Source organism: Pedobacter sp. BMA (genome assembly GCF_001027745.1).
Lineage (GTDB): Bacteria > Bacteroidota > Bacteroidia > Sphingobacteriales > Sphingobacteriaceae > Pedobacter.
In genome coordinates this window covers 380,140-399,809 of sequence record NZ_LECU01000004.1, presented here as the reverse complement: position 1 = coordinate 399,809, position 19,670 = coordinate 380,140, and the positions used below count along the sequence as shown (strand labels likewise).

Annotated in this window: 18 protein-coding genes; 6 read left to right on the top strand and 12 right to left on the bottom strand. The window is 38.4% G+C overall.

The genetic code is table 11. From position 1 onward, the window contains the following. Positions 1–1,737: a GMC family oxidoreductase gene (locus AB669_RS07955; RefSeq protein ID WP_047798759.1), complete on the bottom strand. Its 1,737-nt coding sequence runs from the start codon at positions 1,735–1,737 to the stop codon at positions 1–3. Positions 1,738–2,004: 267 nt separating this feature from the next. On the opposite strand from AB669_RS07955, the gene AB669_RS07950 reads away from it, so the two are divergent. After that, entirely contained in the window at positions 2,005–3,207 is a 1,203-nt protein-coding gene (locus AB669_RS07950; protein ID WP_047798758.1) for an SAM-dependent methyltransferase, read from the top strand. A 69-nt stretch (positions 3,208–3,276) separates the two neighbouring features. Here the strand turns inward: AB669_RS07950 and AB669_RS07945 are convergent, their stop codons facing one another. After that, positions 3,277–3,636, bottom strand: a complete 360-nt coding sequence (locus AB669_RS07945) for a DUF1304 domain-containing protein (protein WP_047798757.1) — start codon at positions 3,634–3,636, stop codon at positions 3,277–3,279. A 305-nt stretch (positions 3,637–3,941) separates the two neighbouring features. Here AB669_RS07945 and dnaK point away from each other — a divergent pair, with 305 nt between their 5' ends. After that, positions 3,942–5,846 carry a molecular chaperone DnaK gene (gene dnaK / locus AB669_RS07940; RefSeq protein ID WP_047799066.1) on the top strand — a complete coding sequence of 635 codons (1,905 nt, stop codon included), beginning with the start codon at positions 3,942–3,944 and terminating at the stop codon, positions 5,844–5,846. Between the two features lie 191 nt (positions 5,847–6,037). On the opposite strand, the gene AB669_RS07935 is transcribed toward dnaK, so the two are convergent. The 7 genes from AB669_RS07935 to AB669_RS07905 form a co-directional block, all read right to left on the bottom strand. After that, positions 6,038–7,114 (bottom strand): phosphotransferase enzyme family protein, encoded by a 1,077-nt coding sequence (locus AB669_RS07935; RefSeq protein ID WP_047798756.1) that lies wholly within the window; start codon positions 7,112–7,114, stop codon positions 6,038–6,040. Further along, positions 7,105–8,004 carry a sugar phosphate nucleotidyltransferase gene (locus tag AB669_RS07930; protein WP_047798755.1) on the bottom strand — a complete coding sequence of 300 codons (900 nt, stop codon included), beginning with the start codon at positions 8,002–8,004 and terminating at the stop codon, positions 7,105–7,107. The genes AB669_RS07935 and AB669_RS07930 overlap by 10 nt, the downstream gene beginning before the upstream one ends. A gap of 135 nt (positions 8,005–8,139) precedes the next feature. Further along, positions 8,140–9,711 (bottom strand): helicase HerA-like domain-containing protein, encoded by a 1,572-nt coding sequence (locus AB669_RS07925; protein WP_047798754.1) that lies wholly within the window; start codon positions 9,709–9,711, stop codon positions 8,140–8,142. Between the two features lie 95 nt (positions 9,712–9,806). Further along, positions 9,807–10,112, bottom strand: a complete 306-nt coding sequence (locus AB669_RS07920) for a chaperone modulator CbpM (protein ID WP_047798753.1) — start codon at positions 10,110–10,112, stop codon at positions 9,807–9,809. Positions 10,113–10,117: 5 nt separating this feature from the next. Further along, the gene (locus AB669_RS07915) at positions 10,118–11,014 is read right to left on the bottom strand and encodes a DnaJ C-terminal domain-containing protein (RefSeq protein ID WP_047798752.1); all 897 of its coding nucleotides are present in this window, start codon (positions 11,012–11,014) and stop codon (positions 10,118–10,120) included. Between the two features lie 151 nt (positions 11,015–11,165). After that, on the bottom strand, positions 11,166–13,583 hold the full coding sequence (locus tag AB669_RS07910) for a S9 family peptidase (protein WP_053058331.1): 2,418 nt from the start codon (positions 13,581–13,583) through the stop codon (positions 11,166–11,168). Positions 13,584–13,705: 122 nt separating this feature from the next. Beyond that, positions 13,706–14,122 carry a DUF1801 domain-containing protein gene (locus tag AB669_RS07905; protein ID WP_047798751.1) on the bottom strand — a complete coding sequence of 139 codons (417 nt, stop codon included), beginning with the start codon at positions 14,120–14,122 and terminating at the stop codon, positions 13,706–13,708. A 333-nt stretch (positions 14,123–14,455) separates the two neighbouring features. Here AB669_RS07905 and AB669_RS07900 point away from each other — a divergent pair, with 333 nt between their 5' ends. The 3 genes from AB669_RS07900 (at position 14,456) to AB669_RS07890 (ending at position 16,865) form a co-directional block, all read left to right on the top strand. Continuing rightward, complete coding sequence (locus AB669_RS07900) at positions 14,456–15,532, top strand: PAS domain-containing sensor histidine kinase (RefSeq protein ID WP_047798750.1); 1,077 nt, start codon at positions 14,456–14,458, stop codon at positions 15,530–15,532. Positions 15,533–15,572: 40 nt separating this feature from the next. Beyond that, positions 15,573–16,223, top strand: a complete 651-nt coding sequence (locus AB669_RS07895; protein ID WP_047798749.1) for a response regulator transcription factor — start codon at positions 15,573–15,575, stop codon at positions 16,221–16,223. Between the two features lie 123 nt (positions 16,224–16,346). After that, positions 16,347–16,865 carry an RNA polymerase sigma factor gene (locus tag AB669_RS07890; RefSeq protein ID WP_047798748.1) on the top strand — a complete coding sequence of 173 codons (519 nt, stop codon included), beginning with the start codon at positions 16,347–16,349 and terminating at the stop codon, positions 16,863–16,865. A gap of 160 nt (positions 16,866–17,025) precedes the next feature. On the opposite strand, the gene AB669_RS21495 is transcribed toward AB669_RS07890, so the two are convergent. Together AB669_RS21495 and AB669_RS07880 are read right to left on the bottom strand one after the other, a co-directional pair. Next, complete coding sequence (locus tag AB669_RS21495) at positions 17,026–17,529, bottom strand: hypothetical protein (RefSeq protein WP_053058330.1); 504 nt, start codon at positions 17,527–17,529, stop codon at positions 17,026–17,028. After that, positions 17,519–17,962, bottom strand: coding sequence for a hypothetical protein (locus AB669_RS07880; protein ID WP_047798747.1), 444 nt, complete (start codon positions 17,960–17,962; stop codon positions 17,519–17,521). The genes AB669_RS21495 and AB669_RS07880 overlap by 11 nt, the downstream gene beginning before the upstream one ends. Positions 17,963–18,107: 145 nt before the next feature. On the opposite strand from AB669_RS07880, the gene xth reads away from it, so the two are divergent. Further along, positions 18,108–18,881, top strand: a complete 774-nt coding sequence (xth, locus tag AB669_RS07875; protein ID WP_047798746.1) for an exodeoxyribonuclease III — start codon at positions 18,108–18,110, stop codon at positions 18,879–18,881. 51 nt (positions 18,882–18,932) lie between these two features. Here the strand turns inward: xth and gpmA are convergent, their stop codons facing one another. Further along, entirely contained in the window at positions 18,933–19,622 is a 690-nt protein-coding gene (gene gpmA, locus AB669_RS07870) for a 2,3-diphosphoglycerate-dependent phosphoglycerate mutase (protein WP_047798745.1), read from the bottom strand. Positions 19,623–19,670 lie beyond the last annotated feature (48 nt).

Genomic DNA, 19,670 nt, shown 5'->3' with positions numbered 1-19,670 from the left:
TTAAATGTTCTGTTTTTTCTTTTGAGCTAAAATATATTCTGCAGTTCGCATAGATAATGCGAGGATAGTCCAGGTAGCATTTTTATCTCCCTGTTGTACAAACGGTCCGGCATCTACCACAAATAGGTTTTTACAGTCGTGTGCCTGGCAGTATTTGTTCAGAGCAGATTTTTTGGGATCATCGCCCATGCGGATGGTTCCAACTTCGTGAATAATCTTGCCTGGATTCAGGAGACCATAATTAGTGTCGGCACCGTGAATTTCGGAGGTAACTATAGCACCCATTTCTTTCATAATGGAAAGAAAGGTTTCCTGCATGTGTTTGGCCTGAAGAATTTCCTCTTTAGCCCATGTGTAATTAAATCTTAAAACGGGAATGCCATATTTGTCAACCATATTGGGGTCTATTTCACAATAATTATCCTTCCTTGCAATCGCTGTTCCGCGACCTGCCATGCCTACACTTGTTCCGTAGAAGCGGCGATAGTCGTCTTTTAAAGACTTTCCGTACCCTCCAGCCTCCTTAGTTTTACCGTTTCTATCCGGTACTAAGCCATTTATTTTGGCAACCCCACCTCCAAACCCGTAAGATGGCATACCCATTCCACCTCCGTATTCTATATGGTATCCCCGGGGAAAATCAAGCTTTTTATTATCCAGCCACCATGGCGAATAAATATGAACACTTCCCAATCCATCTTCGTTATAGCGTTTTCGATCCATTAGCTGCGGAAGAAAACCATAAACGCCCGCACCTGTAGAATCATGTAAATATTTCCCTACAACACCACTGCTATTCGCCAAGCCGCCAGGATGTGCTGACGATTTCGAATTCAAGAGTATCCGGGCAGATTCACACGCGCTGGCGCCCAAGATGACCAACTTTCCGGTTACCTGATACTCCTGAAGATCTTTTCGGTTTACATAAGAAACACCTTTGGCCGTACCATCTTTATCTGTAATTACTTCTCTAACCATCGCGTCTGTAATCACAGTTAAATTACCGGTTTTAACTGCGGGAATTACCAGGCACGAGGAAGCTGAAAAATCGCCATAAACTTTACAACTCCGTCCGCATTGACCACAATAGAAGCAAGGTGCACGGTCGTTATTACCTTTTATCGATTCGGTCATCACTGCTCCGCGGCCTGTAATTACTTTTACACCTGCTTTTTCGGCACCTTTTTTTATAAACAATTCATTCAATCTTGGTTTCGGTGGTTTCATGAATATTCCATCTGGCTCACTTTCTATACCTTCTACAGAGCCATAAATTCCAATCATTCTGTCAACTTTATCATAGAAAGGCTTAACATCATCATAAGTTATCGGCCATGAATCAGTTAATCCATCGGTAGGCTTAAAGTCCTGTGGCCCCATTCTTAGTGAGATTCTACCCCAATGATTGGTACGACCACCCAGCATACGCGAGCGGAACCATTCAAATTCGGTCTTGTTTTTTTGAGTATAAGGCTCACCTTCAAGCTCCCAACCTCCGTAAGAGGCATCAAAATCGCCAAAAGGACGCACCGTTCCTGCGCCACGGCGAGGGGATTCCCATGGCCACTTCAATTGATGAGAGTCTAATCTTGGGTCAAAATACTGGCCCGCCTCTAACATTAAAACTTTCTGACCTGCGTTGGCAAGTACATACGCTGCCATACCTCCTCCAGCTCCCGATCCAACAACAATGGCATCGTAAACTGTAGGTGATTTTTTAATCTGGAAATCGTTCATGAAATTATGCTGTGATGTTTTGTTTATCCTAATTTATCTTTTTTTTCTTAAATCTAAAAGATAAGACTGTTTTTGGAATCATTACAGATAATCTATTCTCCGTAATTCCTAAATCGTATTACCTCTATTGAAGTTCTGTGGCGTTTACAGCCATTGTTTGTCAGTTTAAGGATATTGTACTTTTTAAAAAGTCGCTCAATTGTTACAATCCTTTAACTTAGTTTTTCTGCAAGGAATTTGGGCTATCTTTGTATTTTAAATTTTCGTATGGCTTTTTCGACACATATTCAAACATTCATTACTGCTTTTCAGAATAGCTTAGCAACCGGGAACTTTGTTAAGATTTCTTTGGGAAATTATAAGGGAACAGAAGATTCACTAAAACAGCTATTGGTGAGGAGGGTTTTGATTAAGCATCAAGAAAAGCTAGCCATCACGTTTCGTTACAAAACCAAAGATCTTATAAAGAATTACCTGGCTACTGACGGAATAGACCTGATTGCCGGCTATATTTCCAACGGGTTTAAGATAGCTACTTTGTTTACTACCCGAAGAGATTTAATTATTGAAGAATTGAATAATGGAAAAGTTGTTTTAAGAGAAACGAGTGCGTCTGTCAAAGAGCTTCCAGGAACAGATCATGATAAGGAGAAATCCAGGTTGATCAAATCTGATGCTAAATCTTACTTAACGGACTTGAAGATAACAGATGCAGATGGAAAGGTTTTTAAAAATGCACAGGACAAGTTTAGGCAGATTAATCATTATGTTGAGATTCTAAGTTCTTTAATCAAAGAGTTACCAGAAGGCACGATAAAAAAAGTCGCTGATATGGGCTCTGGGAAAGGTTACCTTACTTTTGCATTATATGATTACCTACATTCAGTTTTGAAATTAGATTCGGCGGTGACAGGCGTTGAATATCGTAGGGATATGGTTGATTTATGTAATGATGTGGCCAGTAAATCTTCTTTTAATAAACTGAATTTTATTCAGGGTACTATTGAGGATTATAACGCTGAAGGTATCAACTTACTAATTGCGCTCCATGCTTGTGATACTGCAACTGACGATGCCATTTTTAAAGGTATCAAAGCCAATGCCGAGTTAATTGTTGTTGCCCCTTGTTGCCACAAGCAGATCAGAAAGGAAATTGAACACAATAAAGTGAATAACGACGTTACTTTTTTGACAAAATATGGGATTTTCCTGGAACGGCAGGCTGAAATGGTGACCGATGGAATCCGGGCTTTAATTTTAGAGTATTTTGGTTATAAAACAAAGGTTTTTGAGTTTATCTCTGATGCACATACACCAAAAAATGTGCTCGTTGTTGGTACTAAAAGGACAGAAAATTTAAATACGAAGACTGAAAAGGGGAGGCAGGAAGAAATTAAAGATAAAATTAAGGCAAGCAAAGCATACTTCGGAATTGGATATCATCATCTTGAAAGATTATTAGAGTTGTAAAAGTGATCCTTTGAGTTAGTGGAAACCCTTAATCACAAATAAAACTCATCTTCAGGATTTTGCCCTGAATTACAAATGGAGCAAAATCAGCGCTACCAACGCGGGAATAGACTGCACGTAAAGTACTCGTTTGCTCGCTGTCGCTGCACCATAAATTCCCGCAATAATCACACAAGTTAGAAAAAATATTGCAACATAAAATTTCCAGTGATGATCGGTTATACAGAGCGACCAAATTAATCCGCCAGCAAGAAATCCATTATATAGCCCTTGGTTTGCAGCCAATGTCTTGGTTGGCTGAAATAAATGTTTTGGTATGGTTTTGAAAACTTTTGGTGCTTTCGTTGTCCATGCAAACATTTCCAGCCAAAGAATATAAATATGGATAATGGCAATGATTCCGATAAGAATTTGAGCTGCAAGTTGCATAGGTTTGAGTTTGGTATTTAAAGATAGAAACTTTAGTTATATATTAATTGGTATTTTTCTTCCCCGGTTTAACAAAGTCTTTTTTTACCCGATTCAACGGGTTTCCAACTATCGTTTTCGAATTGTCTATTAAAGCTTAAGCGTTTCCATATTCCACTTTCTGTCATGCTGTCAGTAATATGAGCTTTGTTTTTTAACATTTTATCAGTCTTTTAAGCTTATTCTCTGCCAAAAACCAATTGGCACAAGCATTGTTTAACAGGAGTAGAAATTATAATACTTTAAAAAGAGAAAATAAAAATACAATGGGAAAAATTATTGGAATAGACTTAGGAACAACAAACTCTTGCGTAAGCGTAATGGAGGGCAATGAGCCTGTAGTTATCGCAAACAGTGAGGGTAAACGTACTACACCGTCTATTGTTGCTTTTGCAGAAAACGGTGAGCGTAAAGTTGGCGAGCCTGCTAAACGTCAGGCTATTACCAACCCAACAAAAACGATATATTCGATCAAACGCTTTATGGGTAACAGCTACGACGAAAGTGCGAAAGAAGCTGGACGTGTACCTTATAAAGTTGTTAAAGGTGATAACAATACACCTCGCGTTGAAATCGATGACAGAAAATATACTCCACAGGAGATTTCTGCAATGATTCTTCAAAAAATGAAAAAAACTGCTGAAGATTTCCTTGGTCAGGAAGTTACCGAAGCAGTTATTACTGTGCCTGCTTACTTTAATGATGCACAGCGTCAGGCTACAAAAGAAGCTGGCGAAATTGCAGGTTTATCTGTAAAACGTATCATTAACGAGCCCACTGCAGCTGCTTTAGCTTATGGTTTAGATAAAGCACACAAAGACATGAAAATAGTTGTTTTTGATTGTGGTGGTGGTACACATGATGTTTCTGTTCTAGAATTAGGTGACGGTGTATTCGAAGTGAAATCTACTGATGGTGATACGCACTTAGGTGGTGATGACTTTGACCATATTATTATTGATTGGTTAACAGAAGAGTTTAAATCAGAAAACAGCATGGATCTTGCAAAAGATCCGATGGCTCTACAACGTTTAAAGGAAGCTGCTGAAAAAGCTAAAATTGAGTTATCTAGCACAACTTCTACTGAAATTAACTTACCGTACATTACTGCTGATGCGAGTGGCCCTAAACACTTGGTACGTACATTATCTCGTGCTAAATTTGAGCAATTGGCTGATAGCTTAATTAAACGTACTATCGAGCCTTGTAAATCTGCTTTGAAAAACGCTGGTTTAAGCACAAGCGATATCGATGAAATTATCTTGGTAGGGGGTTCAACCCGTATTCCTGCAATTCAGGATGCTGTTAAAGCTTTCTTCGGTAAAGAGCCAAGTAAAGGCGTTAACCCTGATGAGGTTGTAGCAATTGGTGCGGCTATTCAAGGTGGTGTATTAACTGGTGATGTGAAAGATGTATTGTTATTAGACGTTACACCTTTATCATTAGGTATCGAAACTATGGGTGGTGTAATGACTAAATTAATCGAGTCTAACACAACTATCCCAACTAAAAAATCGGAGACTTTCTCAACTGCAGCTGATAACCAGCCATCAGTGGAAATCCATATTTTACAAGGTGAGCGCCCAATGGCTGGTCAAAACCGTACAATTGGTCGTTTCATTTTAGATGGTATTCCACCAGCACCTCGTGGTGTGCCTCAGGTAGAAGTATCTTTCGATATTGATGCGAACGGTATCTTACACGTAAGTGCGAAAGATAAAGCAACTGGCAAAGAGCAAAAAATCCGTATCGAAGCATCTTCAGGTTTAACCGATGCTGAGATCAAAAAAATGAAAGAAGAAGCTGAAGCTAATGCTGCGGATGATGCTAAGCAAAAAGAAGAAGCTGATAAAATCAACGGAGCTGACGCTTTAATCTTCTCTACTGAAAAACAATTAAAAGAGTTTGACGATAAATTATCTGCTGATAAAAAAGCGCCAATCGAAGCTGGTTTAGAGAAATTGAAAGCAGCACACTTATCACGTAACTTTGCAGATATTGATGCGGCTTCTGCTGAATTACAAGCGGCGTGGAATGTAGCTTCTGAAGAAATGTACAAAGATGGCGGACAGCCTCAAGGTGGCGAACAACCACAAGCTGATGGTCAGCCTCAAGGTGGCGGCGATAACGTAACCGATGTTGATTTCGAAGAAGTGAAAGAAGAGAAATAAATCTTTTCATCTGATGCTTACCGGTTGCAAGACCATAAATAAAAAAGCGTTTCTGATTAGTTTCAGAAACGCTTTTGTCGTTTACAGCAATCTGTTATGTCACACTTTTCGAGATGTGCTTTGTGTATGAAAAATATAACGCGAACTAAACTTTTAACCTCAATATTCATTTCGGTTTATGTTTTATTCAGTTAATCTAAATGCATTTCGATGATATCCTGTAGCTCTTTTTCCCTCGAAGTGAGATCACTCAATAACCTGAACTGATTTTTTGCACGATCCAGGTTTTGTATCAGATAGGTGGTAGGATAATATTTATCTCCATTTAAAAAATCAGTCAGAAATCGTAAGGCCTGCATGTAGATAATATACTTGCCGGAGAATAATATCAACTCTTTTTCGGTTGGAGTAAGAATGTGTTTCATTTCAGATAAATATCCCTCAATTGTTGCCTCAAAATATGGCAGACGGATTTTTATTTTATTTAAATCAGTTTCATTTTCACTGAATGCACAAAGATATGTCCGCATCATGTCGCCCAAATCCGATATAAATTTACCCGGCATTATGGTGTCCAAATCAATTACGCAAATTCCCTCATTAGTTTGAGCATTTAAAAGTACATTACTGATTTTAGTATCATGGTGCATTACCCTGTCGGGGAAGTCAGAACGAAGAATGTAGGACTGGAAATAATCAAGAATATAGCGATGAGTAATTGCATCATCAATCTCGTTTTGAGCCTGCTGTTTTAGACTCTCTGAACTTGTATTTAAAGCCGTTTGAAACTGTTCATATCGCAATCCAAGGTCGTGAAATCCTTCGATTGTAGGCTCAAGTTTAGAGGCGTCAAACTGGTCAAGCAGCCGACTTAATTTACCAAATTGTTTAGCGGCTTCGTAAGCTTGTTGGGGTTCGGTTAATACATCCAGGGAAACAGTTTCCTGAACATATGGTAACATTCTCCAATACTCATTCTGGAAAAAGAACATTTCCTCCCCATTTAATATAGGAATTGGTTTTATAAAAAGATAATCCGGATACGCCGTTAAAAGGTAGTCCGCAATTAATCTGAGATTATCCGCAATAGCCTGCGGATTTTTAAAAACGAGTGTGTTGATATTCTGAAGAATGTATTTTTTCTTCGAAATACCTTGTGAAAGCAAATAAGTACGGTTGATTAAGCCCGTACCTATTTGTATAATATCCAGATCCTCATTATTGAATCCGTATGCGTTTAAAACTTCAGAGTCTAAGTTTAGCTCCATAATTTTTCCGGATATGCCCCATTCTTGATCAGTTGATCAATACTATCCTGAACATAAGGCTTATCTTCTTTATAAGTTACACCAAACCATTTATTAGATGTGGGCACAACTTTGAAGCTTGCTTCACCAGTTCGCACTAAATTTTCGCCAATTAACGGAATAAAAAATTCAGCTTTCGGTTTGTCCTGATTTGCCAATGCAAATTCAACAAACAGCTTTTCAGTAATTTTAAATACCGAAGGTGTAAATCCCCAAAAGTTCATGGATACTGGTGTTTCAAAACTCAATGGAAACTCTTCGCCACCTTCCTCATAAAAAATCTTATCTTCCTTTGGATAAACTTTTGTACGCTCTACAATTTCTTCCAGATTGCCTGACGCATCTACTTTACATACCCCACGAGAAACAGCTCCAAATTCAGATAGTGTTTTTCCAATCTGATATCCTATAATTGAATAATTGCTGTCCGAAACTTCGGTGTTTAAAAAGTCTACCATTTTTTTAAATGCATCGTACCCGTAATAGTCATCCGCATTGATTACGCAAAAAGGCTCTTTAATTACATTTCTTCCAGATAGAATGGCATGGGCAGTTCCCCAGGGTTTCTCACGATAAATCTCCTGATCAATTCCGAATTGCTTCAAATCAAAGTTTTGAAAAACGTATTCCGTTTCAATTCTGCCATTAAGTTTGGGTTCGAATATAGATTTAAAATTATCTACAAATTCTTCTTTGATGATAAATACAACTTTGCCAAAGCCGGCATTAATTGCATCGTATATTGAGTAGTCGATAATGGTTTCTCCGTTAGGGCCGAAGCCATCAATCTGTTTCATGCTTCCATAACGGCTGGCCATTCCTGCAGCCAAAATCAATAAAGTTGGTTTCATTTACTGTTAATTTACTTGTAAAGATGACTATGCTGATGATAAACATTTATCACCTTACATTCATATTGCGAAAATAGTATTTTAAGAATTAATTATCGTATAGGTATTTTGCACTATTGAAATTGCAAAACACGTTTACAATCCAAACAGGCCACCGCCACTTTTTGTTCTGGTTTTTTTACCTGTGAGCATACCAAAAATGCCTCTAACAATCTCTTTCCCGATCTGACGGGTAATTGTAGCACCCATCACTTCTTCGATCAGGCTTTTCCCTCCTTTTTCTTTACTCGCTTGTTGTTCTTGTTTTTGAGTTTCAATCTGGGCTTTTTGTTGTTCGGCTTCCAGGGTCTGCTCATTTATTCTCTTCGTGAGAATATCATAGGCACTTTCAGGATCGAGCGTATCTTTATATTTTGCGAATCGGGGGCTCGCGTGAACCAATTGATCAAATTCATCTACAGTTAAAGGCCCCATTACTGCACGCGGAGGCGTCAGCATGGTAGCAGAGACTTCTGTGGGGATCCCTTTCTCATTGAGTACTGTGATCAATGCCTGGCCAGTTCCTAATGAGGTTAATACCTTATCAATCTCATAGAACTCAGAATTTGGATAAGTATTTACCGTTTTTTTCAAAGCGTCAACGTCGTTTGGCGTAAAAGCTCTTAAAGCATGTTGAATTCGGTTTCCAAGCTGGCCCAGAACGCTTTCAGGTACATCTGTCGGCGCCTGCGTGCAAAAGAATACCCCGATTCCCTTCGACCTTATTAACCTGATTATGGTTTCAATCTGCTCAAGAAACGCTTTCGAAGAATTTTTAAATAAAAGATGTGCTTCATCAAAAAAGAAAACAAGTTTCGGTTTATCCAAATCACCGACCTCGGGCATTGTATTAAATAATTCGGCCAAAAGGCTCAGTAAAAATGTTGAATACAAAACGGGTTGATTTTGCACATCTGCAATATTTAGTAAACTGATTGTTCCTTTTCCATCAATTCTTTCAAACAGATCCTCAACATCAAATGATTTCTCACCAAACATTCCACCTAAGCCTTGCTGTTCTATTGCAACAATTTTTCTAAGAATTGTTCCAGACGTTGCACTCGAAATGGCTCCGTAGCTTTCTTTGATTTCCTTTGCGCCAGCACCGTCTGATAAGTATGACAATAGTTTTTTTAGATCATTCAAGTCGATAACAGGCAATTTATTGTCATCAGCATACTTAAATATAACCGCCATTACACCAGCCTGGGTATCGTTTAAATCTAAAATCTTTGATAAGAGAGTCGGTCCGAATTCAAGAACAGTAGCACGCATTTGTGCCCCGTTTTTACCTGATAAAGAATAAATTTCCACTGGAAATCCCGATGCATTGAAGGATTTGTTCAGTTGTTGAGATCTCTCTTCAATTTTTGGATTTACGGCGCCAGCCTGATGCAGCCCTGATAAATCACCCTTAACATCAAGCATGAAAACGGGAACACCAGCATCAGAAAGTTGTTCAGCAAGTAACTGCAAGGTTCTGGTTTTTCCAGTTCCTGTTGCACCGGCAATTAAGCCATGTCTGTTCATCATTTTCAACGAGAGGTTTACTTCAGCATCACTGTAAACCTGCCCTTCCAAAATTCCGGCACCTAAATAAATAGATGAGCCTGCAGGGGCATAGGATGATTTTATTTTATCGATGAATTTTGAAGACAAATCGCTCATATTTTAGAAATTAGAACGCCAATTTAAGAAACAAATCTTTAATTAATTGTGTATTGAGGTTAAGTAATTGCCTAAATTATTGCACAAACGATTGATTAATCTAACCTGTACATCTGCTTATAGTAGTTTAATTCGTTCCTAAGCGCATTCATTTCATTTTCCACATGGCCAATTTGATCTAACAGGTGCGATATCGCATGCAGGCCTTCCATATTAATACCTAAATCATTGGTCAAACGTAGATAATGTTCAAGTTTAGAAAGCTCAGATGATGCTAAACAGGCAACTTTCTTCACAACAATAGTTTGGATCAATCCAAAATCCTCTAATGATTCAATGTATTTAATTTCGATATGGTGATGTGCGCATATTTCTTCAATTGCAATGAAGTGGGTTTCCATGGTACTTACATTTTAGAAAGTTTTTCAATTAATTCTTTCTGCTCAGCGTTAAGATCAGTAGGTATTCTGATCTGCCATTTTATATACAGGTCGCCAAATACATTGTCTTTCTTATAAACAGGAAATCCCTTCCCCTTAAGTCTTAGGTTGGTGTCAGGTTGAGTACCCTCCGGGATTTTAAGTTTAACTTTTCCATTCAAGGTTTCAACAATCTTTTCACCACCCAAAATAGCTGTGTAAAGATCAATTTCCTCTAAAATATAAATGTCGTTTCCTTTTCTTTTGAACCTGGGGTGATCAGTAATATTAAATTTGATATATAAATCTCCTGGAGGACCATTGTTTACTCCTGCGGCTCCATAACCTGGTAATTTAATCTTTTGGCCATTTTCAACGCCTGCTGGGATCGTAATCCGAACCTGTTTACCATTTACCGTTAAGGTTTGTTTGTGCGTTTTATAGGCATCCAGAATATTAAGCTGTAAGTCGGCATTTAAATCCTGTCCTTTAAATGGTGAGTTTTTACTACTTCGTCCTCTTGTTCCACCAAACATTGATGAAAAGAAATCTGAAAAGTCTTCACCTCCAAATCCCCCTGAATAGTCATTTCCTGTATATCCGCTACCGCCTGTACGATATTGTCTGCCCTGTTGTTCCTGCGCATCCAGCTGGTCGGCCCGCTGCCAGTCTTTACCATATTTGTCGTATTTCTTGCGTTTTTCCGGATCGCTTAATACTTCATTTGCTTCATTGATTTGCTGGAACTTTTTGTTAGCCTCTTCATTGTTAGGATTCAGGTCGGGGTGGTGTTTACGGGCTAACTTTCTATACGCTTTTTTGATATCGTCGGTAGTTGCATCTTTCTTTAAATCGAGAATTTTATAGTAATCGATGTAGTCCATATCTCAATAACAAATTATAATAACCAATGTTCAGTAATGATGGCTTAAAAGTACTTAAAAGGAACCTATTCCAATCTTCTTTTAATCAATTGATATCATTAATAAAAAAAAATGCCCCTTCAAGGGGCATTATGTTGCGCAGCAATGTTCGTTATTTTTTATTTTTTACATATTTCTCCAACCATTGGTCTTGCTCCCAAAGGGTATGAAGAATGTTCTCTTTACCACGGTATCCATGTGCTTCGTATGGTAAAAAAACAAACCTTACAGTTCCGCCTGCCCCCTTAATTGCAGCAAATAAACGCTCACTGTTGATAGGATATGTTCCGGTGTTGTCATCAGAATCGCCATGAATCAATAATAAGGGAGTTTTGATTTTATCGGCATAACTAAATGGACTCATTTCATAATAAAGCTGAGGAACCTGCCAGTAGGTACGGTCTTCATTCTGAAAGCCGAAAGGAGTTAATGTACGGTTATATGCTCCGCTGCGGGCAATTCCTGCTGCAAATAAATTAGTATGCGCTAATAAATTTGCAGTCATAAATGCTCCGTAGCTATGCCCTCCAACCGCCATTCTTTTTTTATCACCTACTCCTAAATCAGAAAGTTTATTTATTGCAGCCTCTGCATTTAAGCTCAATTGCTCAACGAAGGTATCATTTGGTTTCTTACCATCTTTGGCAACAATTGGCATTTCTGCATTGTCCAATACAGCATACCCTCTGGTTACCCAGTAAATCGGAGAACCCCAGGAGATGGCGGTAAACTTATCTTTGGATCCCCGGATTTGTGCCGCATCTGCTGCTGAATTAAATTCGCGTGGATAAGCCCATATTAGCGTTGGCAATGGGCCGTCTTTAGCTTTATTATACCCTTTAGGTAAATATAAATCACCAGTTAAGTCGACTCCATCGGCACGTTTGTACGATATTTTTTCTTTACTTATTCCATCCAGTGAGGGGTAGGGGTTTGGAAAGCTGGTAATGGGCTGGTCAGCAATCCTCATTACCAGATTTTTAATATAGTAATTTGGAACAAGTTTTTGACTTTCTTTACGTGTTAATAAAACCAGCTTTTGCGGATCAATTACATCACTAACGTATTCGTAAGTCCCTTCAGCACTTCTCCAGATGATTTCATTCTTTTTGGAATTAAGGTCAAATTTTGCCAGAAAAGGTAAATCACCTTTCTCTGATGAACCGACTATATTGTTCATTAATAGTTTTGTACCATTGTCTACAGTATGCACAACTTGCCGGCCGTATTTGTTTCTTGTCGTCACTGGCGATCCCGGATTTCCATAGGCATCGGTTTGGTTGCGGCTGTAAAGTTCTTCAATATCGCCAGTGGATGGATTGTACCTGCTCACCTTGCTTGTTTGCTTGCTGCGTAAACCTTCAGTTATCAGTGCAAGATTAGCGTCTCCCCACTGTATCCCCCTGAAACGTGTTTGAGTTTTAAATATTTCCTTTTCCGTGCCTGTAAACGGTGCACTTAAAGAATATACAGCATCATGAAAAGGAACATTATTTTTAATCAGGCCGCTATCTAAAGGTTTTGACCATATTAATGTTGCTGGTTCATCATCTCTCCAGTCAAATGCTCTGGCAATATTTTGTAAATTGTCATATCCGGATGGAGATACCTCCGATGAAGGTAATTCTGCAATGGTTTTAACGATTTTACCATTCAAATCGGTAACAGTAACTGTGGATGGAAATCCGTATGCGGTAACCAGGTAAGAAAAAGGTTTGCGAATGGTTTCCACCATCATGTAGCTTTTATCTGGAGATAGGGTTACTCTGGCATAAATAGTGGGCTTGCCGATCAAACTTTCTACGCCATTTGTATTTTTTACAAGCTGTGAAGTGGCAAAGAATTCAAAAAGCTGCTCATCAAAAGGAGATTTAATCAAATCCTGATAAGTTACGCTTGGAGATGCTTTGCCAAGATTTTGTTGTATGGTTGGCCCTTTAGGTGCCAGTGGTTTTTTGGGGGCTGTACTGGCAAGTTTTGTTACAGCGCGATAAATAATCGTTTGATCGTTCAACCAAGTTAAACCACTTCCCAATACCGTGTTTAAGTAAGCCTTATTGATTTTTGTTGCTTTTTTAGTTGCAATATCAATAATGTAAAGATCAACACCCTTCTGTGTTGTGTTTGTAAAAGCAATCTTGTTTTCTGATGGATTCCAAATGAGATTTCCTGCATAAAGCGGGGATGGCAAGCCTGCCACCTGAAAAGTCTGGCTGGATTTAATATTCTTTAAACTGAAATTATTAATAAAATTCTGCCTGCTCGGAGAATAGTTGTTAGGATTTAATCTTAACCCTGCAATACGGTATTCTGGCATGGCCAGCTCTTCAACAGAGGGGTAAGAGTTGCGCTCACTAAATAGCACCCACTCAGCCTTACCATCAATGCTAACACTAGGTGTAGGTTTTGCCAGAAGCAATTCCGAGATTTCTTTCGGTGGACTTTGATAATTGATAGCGTCCTGTGCAGATGTATTCATAGATACAAGTGCACCTGCTATAAATAGATAGAGGTGAAGTTTTTTAATCATTTCCGGTTTGTTTGATAATTAACTGTCAAATATTGCAAAATTTGCATACTCCAAGGGTAACTTCTTGTTTACAAGTGCAAAATTCTGAGATACAACATAAAATTTAGCTGGCTTTTCGTCATTTAACTATAGGTACTCCGTATGCTTTCTACAGAGTTGGTAATCATTTGTTTTAAAACCCCTAAGTCATTATCATTAAGTTTTTGAATGTATACACAGGATTTTCCCGTTTTGTGTTTTCCAAATCTGCCTAAAAGCTGATCACGGTGTTTAAACTCAGGCGACAAATAAAGAACAATAGCATTTTTTCTGGGCGAAAAACCAATTAGCGGCGCATCACCAGCTCTACCACTCTCGTATATGTAGTGGTAGCTTCCAAAACCAATAATAGCATTTCCCCACATTTTTGCTTCTAATCCGGTTACATCAGCTATTATTGCCGATAACTCGAAGCAATCAGCCCTCTTTAAATCATCAGAAACTGCGTTTAAAAAATCCTCAACACTGCTATCGTTTTCCGTTGTTTTGTTTTTTGCCATATTAGTGGTGCCAAAAGCTAATTTAAGTGAGGTTTTTAATCACTAAAAGCAAACAAAAATAGCCATCACACAGATGGCTATTTTTGTTTAAAAGAATAACTCTTTTTATGGTGTGCCTGCCCTCCGCGGATGTCCCGCTCACAGGACTTTTTTATCGTCCTTTTACGGTAAACAATTTAGTGAATCCTTGGTTTTAACGTGTGAGATAATTTTAAACATTTTCAAATAAATGTTAATATCTTAAAATTAGAAACAAGAAGAAGCAATTTTTGCATGAATTTTAGCTTTTTCTACATAAAAGCAGGCTTCTGAACATTTAAATCATCACTCTATATGTCTGAACTAAATTACGATCTGTTTTTTCAGCTTGGTTCAATATCTTCAATGGGTTATTTTATTTATCATGTAGATGAGCGTAAATTTTCTTATCTCAATAAATCCTTTTCCGAAATTCTGGAAATTGAACAAAGCGACCTGAAGTCGTTACCTCAGCAAATATTGCATCAGGTACATCCTGAAGACCGTGAGCATGCGATGTTTTGTTTCGAAGAGTGTTTATTGGATAATGAAGAAAAAATGTACGAGGTGAGGTTAAAGATAAGTGGAAGGGAAAAGTATATCAGAGTGGTTGTTTCTCCCTTGCATCGAAGGGATAATATCGACTTAGTTGGCACTGTGGAAGATACCACCATCATGCGGCATAATAAAATTCATATAGAACAGATTAATTCCCGCAAGAACATTACCCTGGAAGTATTGGCTCATGATCTTAAAGAACCTCTTGGGATGATGAAGTTAGCCGCTTCGTCTATTGAACAGGGATTGGCAAAAAATGAAGATGCAGAAATGTCAAGTGGTATCGCGTTTATCAAAAACATGTGCGAAAGAAATCTTTTATTAATCCGGAGTATGATCAATAAAGAGTTCTTAAAATCTTCAGAGGTAGAAATAGGAAAAGAGAGAACCGATATTGTGCTCGAACTGCGCGATGTAATCCGGTTTTTCAAGCGTTCCAAGATCGGAAAAACAAGAACATTTGTTTTCGAAGCCTCAGCAAACAAAATTTTTCTGCAGTTAGATAGCATGAAATTTCTACAGGTAATTAACAACTTAATTTCAAATTCGCTAAAATTCACTGATGATAATGGAATTATCCGGCTTCATGTTCAGGAATTGGAAAACAGTGTTTTGCTTACTGTTGCCGATAATGGGATTGGAATACCCGAGCCCTTGCAGCCTGGCCTCTTTACCCGTTTGCCCCAAACGCTGCGGTCAGGATTGAGAGGTGAGGAATCCGGAGGTTTCGGAATGAGCATTATCAAGGCAATTGTTGATTTACATCAAGGAAAAATATGGTTCGAGAGCAAAGTTGGTCTGGGAACAACCTTTTACATTAAGCTCCCTAAGTAGGTGTTTTTAAAATTAAATGAACGTAAGTTATATTTGAGTTATGATTAACATTATTCTTGCGGACGATCATAACATTATCCGGACTTCTCTAAAAGCGCTTATCGAAAAGCATGAAGGCATTAAAGTTGTAGCAGAAGTATCAGATGGTTCAGCCGTTTTAGAACTCCTTGAAAAAGGATTAAAAGCCGACATCATACTTTCAGATATTTTAATGCCACAGTTAGATGGAATCAGTTTAACAAGCCAGATTAAAGCGCGTGGATATGAAACCAAAGTCGTTGTTTTATCAATTCTCGACGATGAAAAATACGCATCAAATGCCTTTGTGTCAGGTGCTTTCGCTTACCTCTCAAAAGACATTGAAGAGGATGAATTATTGTTCTGTTTACAGCATGTAATGAAAGGAAAACGCTACCTTTCTTCCAATTTATGCATCTCTATTTTAGAACGTTTTAACACTCAGTTAAACATGCTTGCCCAAAAAAGCAGTAATAAAATAAATTTTACGGAGCGTGAAATAAATGTATTAACACTCATTTCAGAAGGCCTGACTAACCAGGAAATTGCTGACAAATTATACCTGAGCAGACGCACTGTAGAAAGTCAAAGGGAAGCTCTGATCAGTAAAACCGGCACAAAAAATTCAGCATCATTAGTGCGTTTTGCAATGATAAATGGCTACGTATTATAATAAATCAGCCCCTTTTACGCTTCAAATTAAGGCGATTTGAATAAACCGTAAAAAATCGGGTATTTCTACAAATAACATCCCAGCAGCCGGATTTGTTACTTTAGAACATTATCCCGGTTTACTATGGAAACACTAAATTTTGAGTGCGATATTTACAAGTATAAACAACCTCTGTTTGATAAGGCACTATCCTATACACGTGATGAAGATGAAGCCGCCGACCTGGTTCAGGATACTTTCATGAAAGCTTTTCGGTTCTCGGCAAAATTCGAACTCGGTAGTAATGTTAGAGCCTGGTTATTTACCATACTGAAGAATACGTTTTTAAACCATTATCATAAAGTAAAAAGAAAGAATGACTTGGTTCAACAAGAGGAGAATCTTTCTTCGGCACAGTTAGTGACCAGCGCAACAATCAATGCAGGTGCTGGTAAGTTTATGATGGAAGATATTCAAAAGGCCTTGCTAATGTTACCAGAGGATAGCAGATACTGTTTTTGCAGATATTTTGAAGGATACAAGTACCATGAAATTTCCGATGAACTCAATATTCCACTTGGCACGGTAAAAACCAAAATTCATATTGCCAGGGGGCTCCTTAAAAAAATGCTAAAAAACTATAAAGACAGGACCGCCGCGTAAATAATGTCGCCGTAAATAGGTTATGTAGATAATTAATCCCTTGCAAATGAAACAATAATTTGTGCACAATTGTTATTTTTGTGCACTCTTTCATGTTTGAGCACATGTTTGGGTTTAGATATGGGATAGGTTGGGGAACCTATCCCTTTTTTTATAAACCTTAACGGTTTTCCGCTTTGATTTGTCTCATTTCGGTTTTAAGCATTTCGAGTTGCTCTTTGGCTTGTTTACTTTCCAGATAAAAATAAATTGCTGTAGCCAAAAATATTTTTCCCAAAATAAATACTGCCGCAAAAACCCATCGCCAGGCTTTGTGTATTCGCATTTGGTTCGATTCAGACTCGACTTCGATGTACCGCTCGCGGGTATTTTTATCCTGACTGTCTTTTTCGAAATCCTCGTAGTAAGGACGATTTGTTAAACCCCGTTCCCGAAGTTGTATTTCATTTACTTCGTCTTCAATTTTCTTGAAAAGTCCACTTGGGGGTTCAATAGCCATCCCTTGAGCTAATAACTCCATATCATATTCCAGCTGGTCAAGGGCATCTCCAAATTCCGGGCTTTGCTTTTTAAGAAGCAATACTTGCGCTGTTTCTTCCGCAGTGGCAACACCCATTACGTAGGTTTCCAGCAAACCGCTGTTTATTATTTCTTTAATTTCCACGTACCCTCCTCATTTTATCTACTGATAACCTTAGCTGATTCCGAATTTCATCTTCGTTTTTTTTAAGCGTAACAGCCAGGTAAGCAATAGATTTGCCACTGTAGTAAACAGCACAAAAAATTTCCTTTTCCAACTCGCTTAGTACCTCAAGGTTTTTGGTTTGTCGGGGCTCAATACACATGGGTATTGTTTGTGCTGCAAGCTTACGCTGTGCATACTGCCTCAATTGAAACCAAATATTAAGATTATTGCTTTCCTGAACATTAAATTCCTTCGCAAAAGATGTGAGTATGAATGCCATCTGATCTTCTGCCTTTTGATGATCCTGTACAATTCCATTGATATAGCCTAACAACATGGCGGCATATTTATTATAAAACCAACGGATATCCATCGGTTCGGCAGACGGGACGTTAAAAACTGCGTTGAACATTGATATGAATTGATCTTAATCAGTTGCAAGATAAGGGCAAATTTTTAAAACTGACTAAAAATTGCCATAAATATTTACATAGGTTAATAGCCAACGAAACTTAATTTTTGTTTTATTACTGATTTAATTTCTTCAAATTTACCTTATGAAAATTGCAACATATAACGTCAACGGAATTAACGGTCGCTTACCTGTTTTATTAAAATGGCTGGAAGAAACCCAACCTGACGTAGTGTGTTTACAGGAGTTAAAGGCACCCGATGAAAAATTTCCGCTTGAAGCAATTAATGATGCGGGCTATAATGCCATCTGGCACGGGCAGAAAAGTTGGAATGGAGTAGCTATTCTGGCTAAGGGGTTAGAAATTAAAGAATTAAGAAGAGGGTTGGATGGCGACCCCGACGACTTACATAGCAGGTATATAGAGGCAGAAATTAACGGTATTGTTATTGGATGCCTCTACCTTCCGAACGGAAATCCTGCACCAGGCCCAAAATTTGATTATAAGTTATCGTGGTTTGAACGGTTCACTGAACATGCAGCCAGGTTATTAAGCTACAATGTCCCTGTGGTTCTCGCAGGTGATTATAATGTTATCCCAACGGAAAGAGACGCATATAAGCCTGAAAGGTGGGTCGAGGATGCGCTTTTCCGACCAGAAACCCGGCAGGCTTTTGAAAAATTGCTCGCTCAGGGATGGACCGATGCCATTCGAAAATTATATCCTGATGACACCATTTATACTTTCTGGGATTATTTCCGCAATGCCTATGGCAGAAATGCCGGATTAAGAATAGACCATTTTTTATTAAGCCCGCAAATGAATGATAGGTTGAAAGCGGCTGGCGTCGATCGGGAAGTAAGGGGATGGGAAAAAACAAGTGATCACGGGCCGGTTTGGATAGAGGTTGAAATTTAAATCTCTACATTTATCATGTTCACATCGTATGAAGTAACGTTACCTCGTCGGTCATTCCAGATAATAATGCCTGATTTTCTGTAAATTTTCATCAAGTTCATAAACGAGTGGTTTCGCGGTCGGTATTTCTAATGCGGTTACTTCATCATTGCTCAAGCGATCAATATATTTTATTAAGGCCCTTAGGCTATTGCCGTGTGCAACAATAATTACCTTTTCATTTTTGCTGATGGCTGGAACGATTGATTCGTTCCAGTAAGGCAGTACACGTGCAATTGTATCACCAAGATTTTCAGTTTTTGGAATTTCTTCGGCACTTAAATATTGGTACCGGCAATCATGCGCGGGGTAGCGATCATCACTTGCATCTACCGCGGGAGGTTCCTCATCAGGATCTCTTCGCCATTTCTGTACCTGATCAAATCCATATTTCCCGGCGGTATCTTGTTTATTTAAACCCTGTAAAGCACCATAAAAACGTTCGTTTAAATGCCAGCTTTTATATTCCGGGATCCATAAGTGATCTAAATCTTCTAAAATAATATGTAAAGTTTTAATAGCCCGCTTCAGTACAGAGGTAAAAGCAATATCAAAATTATAATCATGCTTCTTTAAAATCTCTCCAGCCTTCTTTGCTTCTTCATGCCCATTGGTTGATAAATCTACATCAGTCCAACCTGTAAAACGGTTTTCCAGATTGTAAACACTTTCCCCATGACGAACGAGTACGATTTTTTTCATAATATATTGATAGCAAACTAATCGGCAGATTGTTTATCAGAAATATGT